Here is an 11,361-nt window from a genome sequence, read left to right on the forward strand (position 1 = left end):
ACGGACATGAAGGAGATTCACATCATCGGGGTACCGTCCGACTACGGTCAAAACCGCCGCGGCGTCGATATGGGGCCAAGCGCCATCCGCTATGCCGGCCTCAAGGAGAAACTTGAGCGTCTCGGCTATCGTGTCCGCGATCTTGGCGATGTCATGGTGCCAACCCCGGAAACGCGGCACATTGAGCATCAAAAGTTGAAATATCTCAAAGAGGTCGTCTCGGTCTGCGAGGCCTTGGCTGAGCGGGTGCGCGATGCCGTCGGAAGCGGATACACCCCTGTCATTCTCGGAGGCGATCACAGCATTGCCATGGGCAGCCTCGCTGGCATGGCCGCTGCCAAGAAGCAATTCGGCGTAATTTGGTTTGACGCGCATGGCGACATGAACACAGACGAAACCACGCCTTCCGGGAACATCCACGGCATGCCGTTAGCCGCAAGCATCGGCATCGGGCACGAGGCGCTCACGGGCCTATTCGGCATTCGCCCGAAGGTGCAGCCAGAGAATGTCGTCCTGGTCGGGGCTCGCTCTATCGATCCGCCCGAAGCAGAACTGATTCGTCAATCAGGCGTGCACGTATTCACCATGGCCGACATCGATCGGATGGGCATGGACGCCGTCATGCGCAAAGCGATTGAGCTTGCGGCAACGGGGACAGACGGTATCCATCTCAGCCTGGACCTCGACGGCCTGGATCCCATGTTTGCGCCGGGCGTCGGGACACCGGTGAATGGTGGCGTGACCTATCGCGAAGGACATCTTGCCATGGAACTTTTGTCCGAGTCCGGTACGCTTTTGTCTGTCGACGTCGTCGAAGTCAACCCCATTCTCGACCACCGCAATCAAACGGGACGCATGGCCGTCGAACTCGTGGAATCTTTGTTCGGAAAACGGGTGTTGTAAGCGCAAACCCATAAGGCCCTTGCGAGGGGACGACGCCGCAGGCGGTCCCCTCATCCCATCAAGCCTGCACGGGCTTGTGCCCGCCTTGCATATACACGACCTTTTGTGCCGGCAAGTCGATTCCATGTTCCGCAAAGGCGCGATGGATCCGTTGATTCGCCAGACGCATCACGCTCCACTGCGTGTACGGCTCACACTCGGCCGTCGCGCGAATCGTGTAATTGGAGTCGTTGAGCGCATTCATGCCAAGGACATCGATACTCCCCACGATATTGCTTTGCGTTTCCCGAAGTTGTTCCATGACATCGCGCACGATGGAGATGGCCAGATCTGCATCCGCGTTGTATCCAACGTTCACATCGATCACGGCGATAGAATTCTCCTTAGAAAAGTTCACAACCTGCGCGATTTGCCCATTGGGTATCACCACCACCTCGCCTGTCCATATTTTGAGCACCGTGATGCGCAAACCGATGGATTTGACTTGGCCGGTCAACCCATTAATCGTCACGTAGTCACCGACGCCATACTGATCCTCAAACAAGATAAAGAGCCCGTTAAAAAAGTCCTTCAGCAAGCTTTGCGCGCCAAAGGCAATCGCAATGCCAGCAACGCCCGCTCCAGCGAGAAGCGCCTCAATGTGCACCCCCACAATCGGGAGAATGGTGAGCAATAGGATAAAGTACACCGAGTAGCGAACGATGTTGGTAAAAAGCGAATTCAATGTATGTTGCCGACGCTCGTCTAACTTATTTCGCGAATAAATAATTTTGTGCAAAACCTTACAAGCTACATGGATGAAAATTTTTGCGCCAATCAGCAGAACAACAATCCGCAACGCATCCCAGGATATGTGTTCTGCACCCGTGACATGTGTCGCCACATAATGTTGAACTGTTTTCCACATCTGCATAAAAGTTGTCACCTCGCAAAAGCGTCGCTTCTCAAATGGCCACCGGAGTGCACGAAGAAGCCCGCGCGCAGGCGGGCTTCTTTCACATTCGTGACGCTCATTCGTGACGCTGAAACTTTAAATCAGGCCTTTCGCGGTAAGCCAGTCTTTCGCCACCTCAGAAGGCGACTTTTTGTCGACATCCACTTCGGCGTTAAGTTGCTGCATCTGGCTGTCGTCTAGCGTCCCTGCCAGTTTGTTCAAGATGCCCCGCAGTTCGGGATGCGCCTTTAGCGTACTGTCTCGAATGATAGGGACCGCGTAATAAGGCGGGAAAAAGTGCCGATTATCCTGCAACACCGTCAGATGATACTCAGGGATTTCTGGATCCGTCGAATAGCCATCGACGACATCCACCTTTTTATCGATCAGGGCTTCGTATTTCAGCCCAACCTCCATGGTCTTCACCGATTGAAAGTGAGCGCCATACACCTTTTCCAAGCCAGGCAATCCGTCGGCGCGGCCGACGAAGTTCTGCTCCGAACCGAGCGTCAACGACGGAGACTTGGCCGCAAGCTGGGAGAGCGTTGAAATGCCGAGGCGTTTCGCTTCACTTGCGCGCATCACCATCGCGTAGGTGTCGTTAAAACCAATCGGTTTTAACCAGGTGACATGATACTTCTGCTCAAACTGCTGCTTCACTTCGTCGTAAGCCTTGTTTGGATCCTGGGTTACTTTGTCGTGCAAGATGTTGACCAAACCTGTTCCTGTGTATTCGACATACGCATCGACATCGCCATTTTTCATTGCGTTCCACAGCACGTTGGTATCCAAGTTGTCTTTCATGACCACGTGCAGTTTCGGATCGTCGTGTTGGATCAACAACTTTAGGACATTCGCCATAATGAGCTGTTCCGTAAAATTTTTGCCGCCGATGACAATCGTATTGCTGTTACTTGCCCCGCCCGTACCACAACCTGTAACGGCCGCGATCAGCGCCAGCGAAATGACGGAATAACTGGCGGTTCGCAGTTGGCGACGCCCTGTGAAAAACCTAAATAGCGACCTTCCGTAACGCCCGAATCTACGCAAACCACTACCTCCCTAGCAGTAAACCTATCTCTTCATCTCAGTCCTCTTGGCGTCATTCGCCGATCAATCCAGTGCAACAGTTGATCGAACACGATGGCAAGCAACGCTGCCGGAATCGCCCCAACCAGAATCAGTGGCGGATCGATCATGTTGACGCCCCGCATGATTAAATCGCCAAGCCCACCAGCGCCAATAAACGTCGCCAACGTCGCCACGCCAATCGTCAACACCGTAGCGGTGCGCAGCCCCGCCATCATGACGTTGCGCGCAAGCGGCAACTGAACGCGAAAGAGCGTTTGCCACTTGGTCATGCCCATGCCTCTAGCCGCCTCTATCAGGCTCTGATCCACTTCCATGATCCCTGTGTACGTGTTTCGGACAATCGGCAGCAGAGCATAAAGTACGAGCGCGATCACGGCCGGCACCGTACCAATACCGAACAACGGCACCATAAAACCGAGCAACGCAAGGCTCGGAATCGTTTGAATGATGGACACCACCGTGAGCGCCACGTTCGCCAAGCGAGGATGCCCCGTGATGTAGACGCCGAGCGGTATGGCGATGACAGAAGCAATGAGAATGGAAAGGACGCTTAAGTAAATGTGCTGGCCCAACGCCGTCCCCAAGGCTCCCCAATTGCTGTTAAACGCTTGCCATAGCGGCATCCTCATGCACCTCCCCGCCGGTCGGTGTCATCAGCTTCAGCACGCTACCGCGAGTTACGGCGCCCAATAACCGCTCCTCGCCGTCGACCACCGGCAAAAATCCATGGCCGTCCGCCTGCAACAGCGCAATCACTGGTGCGACGTCCGTCCCCGGCTGAATGACAGGAACGCTGGCATCCATCACCGTCGCCGCCGTCGCGCCTTCGTCGGCGAACGACCCAAGCACGCGCATCGCATCGACGACCCCAAGATAACGGCCGCTTCGATCCGTCACAATCAACCCGTTCACTCTTCTGGTCCGCATCAACTGAATGCACTCGGCAATGCCCCGATGCGGGCGAACTGTGACAGCCTGCACGATGGCATCTTCGATGGTCGCCCGCGTCGCCGCCTGGGCAAACCGCTTTTCGCCGACAAATTGCCGGACGAAATCGTTCTTGGGGTGCCGCAAAATCTGTTCCGGTACATCTTGTTGAATGATCTTCCCGTGCTGCATAAGAACGATTTGGTCCGCAATCTTCAACGCTTCATCCATGTCGTGTGTGACGAAGACAATCGTCTTTTGAAGCTCTGCCTGCAGCTTTGCAATCTCGTCTTGTAATTGTTCTCGACTGATGGGATCTAACGCACTAAACGGCTCATCCATCAAAATGATCTCTGGATCAGCCGCGAGCGCGCGTGCTACGCCAACGCGCTGCTGCTGGCCGCCGCTTAATTCCTTCGGATAGCGCGAGGCAAACACTGCCGGATCCATCCCCATTACATCCAACAGCTCATACGCCCGCTTTACGCACACATCCTTACGCTGTCCCTTCATGCGAGGCACCAAGCTGATGTTTTCTTCAATGGTCAGGTGCGGAAAAAGCCCAATCTGTTGAATGACGTAGCCAATTTCGCGCCGCAATTCCACGGGATCTATGCGCGAGATATCGACGCCATGGACAGAAATAGTCCCACTCGTCGGTTCAATCAAACGATTGATCATCTTTAAAGTGGTTGTTTTCCCACACCCGGACGGTCCAATCAACGTCACCAAGTTGCCTTTTTCAATGGACAGGTTCAGATCGTGAACGATACCTTTCCCATTAAAATCTTTGCAAACAGAAATAAATTCGATGGCCTTTGCCATATCCGCTCCTTCCCCAAAGCTGTCAATCAATCAGGCAGGAGATCTTCGTCACACAAGTGCTGAGATTAAGAAAGATGTATTGATGCGGAAGATCCAAACACACACTTATTCGCCTACGAGGTTAGCTGACGGATTCGGCACCCTCGGTGCCTATGCAAACGAATTGGGCGTTCGCCTGCAATTCACCCCAATAATTGGTTCCCCCGTTCCTGCCAGCGGCAGGATTCGGCCCTTGATGTCATTTGGTTGGAGAAAGTGTGTATGGAGGGTATTGTACCACAACGTAAATGAGTTGCAAGTTCCGGTAGGCCACACCCAACAAGGGGAAACCCGAACAGGAAATCCAACGAACCATGTCGAATCTGACATAGGTCACGCTGATGGTACTTCGACTTGACATCTGCATCCGGCAGCCCAGGCTGCCCTATCCGAGGAGGATTTTCTATGCCACAACATCGCAAGGTCGCGATTGCCGCCTTCGCCGTTTTGGGCAGCGCCCTGGTATTGACAGGATGCGGTGGCCAAACGGCCACCAGCCCTGCGAATACGGCCACGCCGTCACCCTCGGCAAGTGGGGCAAACAATACGGCCGGAACGGAGAACAACACCAGCTCTAACCAATCCAACGCAACAACCAACGGGACATCCAACAGCAGCCAGAGCCCTGCCAACAACTCGTCGTCTGGCGGCAGCAACAACGACTCGTCCAACGGGACGGGCACCGTGAAAGTTTCCGGCAACTTCCCGTCCATCGTCACGCAGGCGATGACCTCGCTTGGAACAAATGGATTCCCAGGCGCAGATGCGCCGACGTTCGTGCCCCAGCCGACGTCAGGTGGCAATCCCTCGTACGACGCCCATGAGACGGTACCGACGACAAACGGCCCGCAATTTTTGGCTGGGTACCATGTGAGCTTGACAGCAGGCGGGCAAACCTATGCGTCTTACGAGATCGACCATTTTGCAAATACGCAGACGGCAATCCAAAACGTCAATACGTTCGCAAGCGCGCTTAAAGGCGGCAAGCCCGCGTCGGGCGGCAGTGGCATCGTTCTGCCGAACAACCAGTCCGCTGCGCTCTCATCAAGCGGTGGATCGACCGTCATTCACTGGACAAACGGCAGTTGGACGTGCCAGGTCGTCAACGAAAACACGTCGGTACCGCCGACGCCGATTGCGGACAAACTGGTCACACAACTGGCCGCATCGAGTCTGCCGAAGCCCGACGGAACGGGGCGAGTCATCGTCGATAACGCCAATCCTGCGGGAACCGACTTGACCGTCACGCTCATCTGGAGTGCCAATGGCAACGTCTATCAAGTGCAGACAACCAGCTCTGCCTCGTCACCCATCACATCGGCCTTGCAGATGGCATCGTCCCTGCAGCCATATCCAGGATGATGGAAGTCTTGCGGCAGGAGCAAGGTGCGGCCTCGCTCCTGCCGTCAGCTTTCGGATTTGCGTCGAATGTGGTAGCGCCCCCCCGCCGTCACGGCAAAGGCAAGCGTTCCGTCGCCCTTGTCCACGGCAACTTCGCCATCCCCGTCCGTGGTCACTACAGCGTCATGTGCATCGGTAAGCCGCACGACGCAACGGGCTAATCTCTCCGCGTCCAGTGCAACCGTGTGCCACCGACCACCTTCCCAAGCAATATCGATTGTGTATCCACCCCGGCAACGCAATCCGCGCACGCGCCCGCGCGGCCACGCATCCGGAAGCGCTGGCAGCACGTGTATCTCCCCACGGTGCGATTGCACCAACATTTCCGCAATCCCTGCGATCACGCCAAAATTCCCGTCAATCTGAAAGGGCGGGTGCGCATCAAACAAATTGCGGTACACCCCGCCGCCCTCGCCATAAGCGGTATCCTCGACCAGCGTCAGCATCTTGCCAAGTAAGCGCCATGCCGCATTGCCCTCTCCCAAACGTGCAAACAGACAGACCTTCCAGGCAAGACTCCAGCCTGTGCCACTCTCACCGCGATCGATCAGCGATTTGCGGGCAGCCTCGCGTAACTTTGCGCAATCGGGCTCTGTCAACTGATATCCCGGATAGAGTGCATATAGATGCGATAGATGGCGATGTTGAGGTTCTCCGTCCTGCCAGTCTTCCATCCACTCCTGCAGCCTGCCGTCGCGCCCGATACGAAGGGGCCGTAATCGCTCCTGCCACGCGGCCCACTCTGCAGAGAGCTCGGCATCGACGCCAAGCGTCGACGCAGCCTCGATGCAGTGGGAAAACAGTTCCCGCATGAGCATCACGTCCATGGTCGAACTGGCGGAAACGGCAGCTTTCTGCCCATCTTGTGTGACGAAATGGTGTTCGGGTGACGTCGACGGAATGGCGAGGCCTCTGCCTGACGGATCGGATGCCAACCAATCGATGCAAAATAAAGCAGCGTCCCGCATCAGCGGATAGGCGACGTTTTGTAAAAACGCGTGATCGCGCGAGAATAAATAGTGCTCCCAAAGGTGTGCACACAGCCACGGCCCGGCCATCGGCCACATCGACCAGGACGGATCCCCCCGCCCGTCTCCTCCGGCGGCGTGCGCCATCCGCCAAATGTCCGTGTTATGATGTGCCACCCAACCGCGGCACCCATATCTTTTCGCCACTTCACGGCCTGTCTGCGCCAATTCGCCAATCATGCGCAATAGTGGCTCATGGCATTCACCGATATTGCACACTTCGACAGGCCAGTAGTTCATCTCGGCATTGATGTTTAACGTGAGGTTGCTGCTCCATGGCGGGCGCGTCGCATCGTTCCAAATCCCCTGTAGATTCGCCGGCTGTGTGCCCGGCCGCGACGAAGCGATGAGCAAATAGCGCCCATAATGAAACAACAGTTCGACAAGCCTCTTTGCATGGACTCCATAGCGCGCAATCAGTTCGTCAGTAGGCAAATCGCGATAGCCTTCGTTCTCGTCAGGCCGTGGATCAGCCAAGACAAATTCGACGCGATTAAACAGCCTCTGGTGATCCGCCACATGACGAGACTTAAGCTCCGCAAATGGCGTCGTCCGCAAATCCGCGAGCTGCCGGCCAAGGTTAGCGCTTACATCCAGGGCCTCATCCGGCCTTAGTGCAAAGCTCCGAAAGTTGGTCCCTGCCCCAAGCAGCAAGGTCACTCGCGTCGCCCCTTCGATCCGCAGTCCATCCCCGCACCAAGCGACCGTCCCGTCACATCGAGCGACAGTAATCCGCGCCGCAAACCGTATCGGTCGCGGATCGTCAGGTGCGGCGTACTGAATAGGATGGTCATCGACTTCGTAGCTTGGCGCGACATGTATGGGCGCCTGGCCGGTGAGCGCGAGATCACCCGCCATTTCTGCGATGGCATGGCGCAACTTGCTGCCCATGCAAAGCGTGAACGCCAGAGGCAATGGTCCATCTGCAGTCAAGTGAATGACCATCGCCTCATCTGCATGTGAGACAAACATCTCGCGCGTAAACTGCGTCCTGCCAATCCGATAGGAAACCGTCGCCACGGCGGTGCGCAAATCGAGGCTACGCCGGTAATCGTGCGCAAGATCTCCGTGCTCGAACACCAATTCCAGCCACCCAAGAGGCAAATACGATTCGCTATACGGGCCTGACAATCCCCTACTCGCCTCGTGGGCCTCTTGATAGCGGCCTGCCAAGACGAGCTCTCGCACCTGACGCAAGGTCTCCTCAGCCTTTCGCGGCACCGCCACTGTACGCGGGTAGCCGGACCACAACGTGTCCTCGTTGAGATGAATCCGCTCATGTTCAATGCCGCCAAACACCATTCCGCCCAAACGGCCATTGCCGATAGGCAAGGCATCCGTCCATGCCACAGCTGGCTTTTCATACCACAGCGCAACAGATCTGTCGCCCATGGTTCATCACGCCCTTCCTGCCGCGGGCCGGCGCCGCCGTTTATGCTTTGCCATTGGCCGCAACAGCCAACGCACAAACGCCCACAGCCCGGCCGGTGCACCCATCAACATCAACCATTCAATCGGCACATTATAACGTTCAAACGCGAAGAAAACACAGAACAAGAGGGTGAAGTAAAGCAGGCTTACCCAAACCAGCAACAGTTGCAACCGCCTGCCTTTTGCAAACACCATCGCGACAGCATGCCCAATGATGGAGACATAGACCAGCCACCGCTGAAGACTGAACAACTGCACACCTTTCATGCCGAAAATCGGAATTGGAAGATACGCGCGGAGCCATAAAATCTGCGGCTTCACCCATAGATACGTATGCCAAAACGACTGCGGATTCGTCTTTAACCACTCGCGCATGCGCTGTATCGCGACCTGCTTTTCTAAGGCAAACCACGGCAGCTCGTGCAATCGCTGTGGTCGAAGATTCGGGTGCTCGCGCAACAACTGATGCTCCACCGCACCTTCATTGGCCGGCGGCGGATAGCCCTGTCCCTGAAATGTGCCAAGTAGCAGCGGATTCCAACTGTCGTCCGTGAGCAAGACAAACTTGTGAAAGACCACCTCGTTGCGCACCCACCACGGCAACATGAAGGCAATGCCGATGGCTGCGGCAATACCGGCGTGGCGAACGAGCAACCGCCTTGGATAGCGCTTGGCGGCAAGGTACAGGATGCCGATGACAGCCCACAGCGCGACGTTTGGTCGCACATACATCGCCAGCATAAAGAAGATGGAAAGCCAAACGAGATCGCGCAGAGCTTTCGTCTCCTCCAACTTGAGCAAGTAATAGAAAGCCCAGGCGAACGTGGCCGTAAACAGTGGCTCTGTGAGAAACAAAGTATCGATTTCGACGCTCGGCGGATACAGGGCAATCGCAAGCGCAACGATGGCCGCAAAGGCCGGGCTCGTGATCTTGCCGACCGTTTTATAAATGCCGACGACGCCGGCGGCGCCAATGAGGGCAAACACGATTTTCCCTACATACAAGCCGAACGCCCCTTGGCCAAAAAGGGCGATGATGGCCGCGAGCAAAAACGTAATGCCAGGCATCATGTGCAAAGTGGGCTTCTCGGGCGTGTAATACGATAGCGTGCCTGACTGCAAAAACCAGACGGCACTTCGATAATAGCCTGCATCGTCGCTGTGCAACGACATGTGTGGCCCGTATGTAAAAATGACAAGCAGCCGCGGCACAAGGGCGACGGCTGCAATCCACATCCAAGCGCGCGAATGCGCCTTTGCTTTCCGCATGTATCAGGTCTCCTAATGGCGTGATCGATTGCGGCTGAGCCTGTCCAACACCAGTGTACACGAATCGACAAAAAGTGCACATGGGCGATGCACTTTAGGATAGCCGATTGGGATGTCTCGCGCATATAAACGATGATAGGTTGCCGTGGTTGGGATGCTTCACTTCGTGATGCAGGACTAACGTGGCTGCTCGTCGTAAATCTACGAACAGGTATCGGAGCGTATGGTACAACAAGGAGGTCCACTTGGGTCCATGAACACGTTCGACATCGACGCGTCGAGGCTCCGCAATCCGTTGCTGATCACGCGTGAGGAAGAATTGCATCCCTTTATCGACTGGTTGTCCGAGGCGCGCCCCGGGACGGCCATCTGGTCGGTACAAGGCATTGGCGGCATTGGTAAAACGACATTTCTCGGGCAGATACGCGCCTGTGCTCGGCAATATGGAGCTGATACAGTTTACGTAGACGGAACCACCGGTTTTACTAACGCTTCCGAGCTACTTTTTTATCTCCAAACGCAGCTACAGTTTTCCGACGCTTTATCCATGACCCCTTTGGACCAATTGCTTGACCAGTGGCACGAACGGGCGCAGTTCAAAAAAACCGTCATTCTGTTCGATCACTTTGAGGAAATGTCGTTTCTCGACTCCTTTTTGCGAAGAGAATTCGCGCCTCAAGTGCCGCTGGTGAATATATTGCTCGTGTTCGCCTCGCGCCAAGGTTTATCCATTGGCTGGCGCACGGATCCAAACTGCGTTATGCGCCTGAGGAGCTTGGTTTTACATCCCTTCACGTGGGAACAATCGATGCAATACACCTCTGAATTCGGCATTCGCGACTTGCAGGTACAACAAAAAATCAGCCGCGCCACGGCCGGCTATCCGCTCGCGCTCGCCTTTGCGGTGCAAGCGACTGAACAACAGGACGAGGCGAGATTCGGCGGCGACTTGGAAGCCGTTCTTGAATTGTCGTTTCGTATGTTTAGCGAAGTGGCTCCACATCTGAGCCCACTCGTGGAAGGACTAGCGTTTTTGCGCAGTGCCACACAGGAAATGCTCGTCGAATTGCTGCAGGTCGACATTCCTCGTGACCACTTTCGCGATCTCAGCCGCCTTTCCTTTGTCCGGACGACGGAAATGGGACTCGTCATGCACGACGTTGCCCGAACGTTTCTTCTCAACGATCTCAAGCTGCGCAATCCGCATTGCCGTGCAAAAGGCCAGAGTGAGCAGTGCGTGGGTGGATCATGTTCATCGTTCCCTTGCAGAGGAACAACATTCTGTAGCCACCTATCTCAACATGGCTGGCCTTGAGGCACAACCCGAAATTGTCGTACGCGCCACGTACGGAGCCAATTACGCACGCCTCGCCACTATCAAGCGCGAATTCGATCCCGACAACATCTTTCGATTGAATCCCAATATTCTACCGGGATGATGATGCGCCCACCCTAAAGCTCCTCAGATCGGGCGCAAATTGCAAAGAGGCTGTCGGAGAATTTCTTCTCCGG

The 11,361-nt window shown here is 55.6% G+C and carries 10 protein-coding genes and 1 riboswitch; of the genes, 4 read left to right on the forward strand and 6 right to left on the reverse strand.

Translation table 11 applies throughout. The features are described from left to right. Positions 1-6: 6 nt before the first annotated feature. On the forward strand, positions 7-903 hold the full coding sequence (gene rocF / locus BLU70_RS07900) for an arginase (protein ID WP_006445845.1): 897 nt from the start codon (positions 7-9) through the stop codon (positions 901-903). A 58-nt stretch (positions 904-961) separates the two neighbouring features. Here rocF and BLU70_RS07905 read toward each other — a convergent pair whose 3' ends face one another. The 4 genes from BLU70_RS07905 to BLU70_RS07920 all read right to left on the reverse strand — a co-directional run bounded on the left by BLU70_RS07905 (position 962) and on the right by BLU70_RS07920 (position 4,681). Further along, positions 962-1,816 carry a mechanosensitive ion channel family protein gene (locus tag BLU70_RS07905; protein WP_074693127.1) on the reverse strand — a complete coding sequence of 285 codons (855 nt, stop codon included), beginning with the start codon at positions 1,814-1,816 and terminating at the stop codon, positions 962-964. Positions 1,817-1,933: 117 nt separating this feature from the next. Then, complete coding sequence (locus BLU70_RS07910; RefSeq protein ID WP_244885150.1) at positions 1,934-2,887, reverse strand: ABC transporter substrate-binding protein; 954 nt, start codon at positions 2,885-2,887, stop codon at positions 1,934-1,936. A gap of 32 nt (positions 2,888-2,919) precedes the next feature. Further along, positions 2,920-3,552: an ABC transporter permease gene (locus BLU70_RS07915; RefSeq protein ID WP_074693130.1), complete on the reverse strand. Its 633-nt coding sequence runs from the start codon at positions 3,550-3,552 to the stop codon at positions 2,920-2,922. Further along, on the reverse strand, positions 3,530-4,681 hold the full coding sequence (locus tag BLU70_RS07920) for a betaine/proline/choline family ABC transporter ATP-binding protein (RefSeq protein WP_040288603.1): 1,152 nt from the start codon (positions 4,679-4,681) through the stop codon (positions 3,530-3,532). The genes BLU70_RS07915 and BLU70_RS07920 overlap by 23 nt, the downstream gene beginning before the upstream one ends. Positions 4,682-4,776: 95 nt before the next feature. Then, positions 4,777-4,922, reverse strand: a riboswitch (cyclic di-AMP (ydaO/yuaA leader). A gap of 203 nt (positions 4,923-5,125) precedes the next feature. On the opposite strand from BLU70_RS07920, the gene BLU70_RS07925 reads away from it, so the two are divergent. After that, positions 5,126-6,082 (forward strand): hypothetical protein, encoded by a 957-nt coding sequence (locus BLU70_RS07925; protein ID WP_006445850.1) that lies wholly within the window; start codon positions 5,126-5,128, stop codon positions 6,080-6,082. A 44-nt stretch (positions 6,083-6,126) separates the two neighbouring features. On the opposite strand, the gene BLU70_RS07930 is transcribed toward BLU70_RS07925, so the two are convergent. Both BLU70_RS07930 and BLU70_RS07935 read right to left on the reverse strand, forming a co-directional pair. Further along, positions 6,127-8,541 carry a glycoside hydrolase family 95 protein gene (locus tag BLU70_RS07930; RefSeq protein WP_074693131.1) on the reverse strand — a complete coding sequence of 805 codons (2,415 nt, stop codon included), beginning with the start codon at positions 8,539-8,541 and terminating at the stop codon, positions 6,127-6,129. A 6-nt stretch (positions 8,542-8,547) separates the two neighbouring features. Then, the gene (locus tag BLU70_RS07935) at positions 8,548-9,849 is read right to left on the reverse strand and encodes a glycosyltransferase family 39 protein (protein WP_006445852.1); all 1,302 of its coding nucleotides are present in this window, start codon (positions 9,847-9,849) and stop codon (positions 8,548-8,550) included. A 253-nt stretch (positions 9,850-10,102) separates the two neighbouring features. Here BLU70_RS07935 and BLU70_RS07940 point away from each other — a divergent pair, with 253 nt between their 5' ends. Then, positions 10,103-11,164, forward strand: a complete 1,062-nt coding sequence (locus BLU70_RS07940) for a hypothetical protein (protein ID WP_074693132.1) — start codon at positions 10,103-10,105, stop codon at positions 11,162-11,164. After that, positions 11,151-11,288: a BBE domain-containing protein gene (locus tag BLU70_RS14955; RefSeq protein WP_074693133.1), complete on the forward strand. Its 138-nt coding sequence runs from the start codon at positions 11,151-11,153 to the stop codon at positions 11,286-11,288. Before BLU70_RS07940 ends, BLU70_RS14955 begins: the two co-directional genes overlap by 14 nt. Positions 11,289-11,361 lie beyond the last annotated feature (73 nt).

It is taken from the genome of Alicyclobacillus hesperidum, assembly GCF_900107035.1.
Lineage (GTDB): Bacteria > Bacillota > Bacilli > Alicyclobacillales > Alicyclobacillaceae > Alicyclobacillus > Alicyclobacillus hesperidum.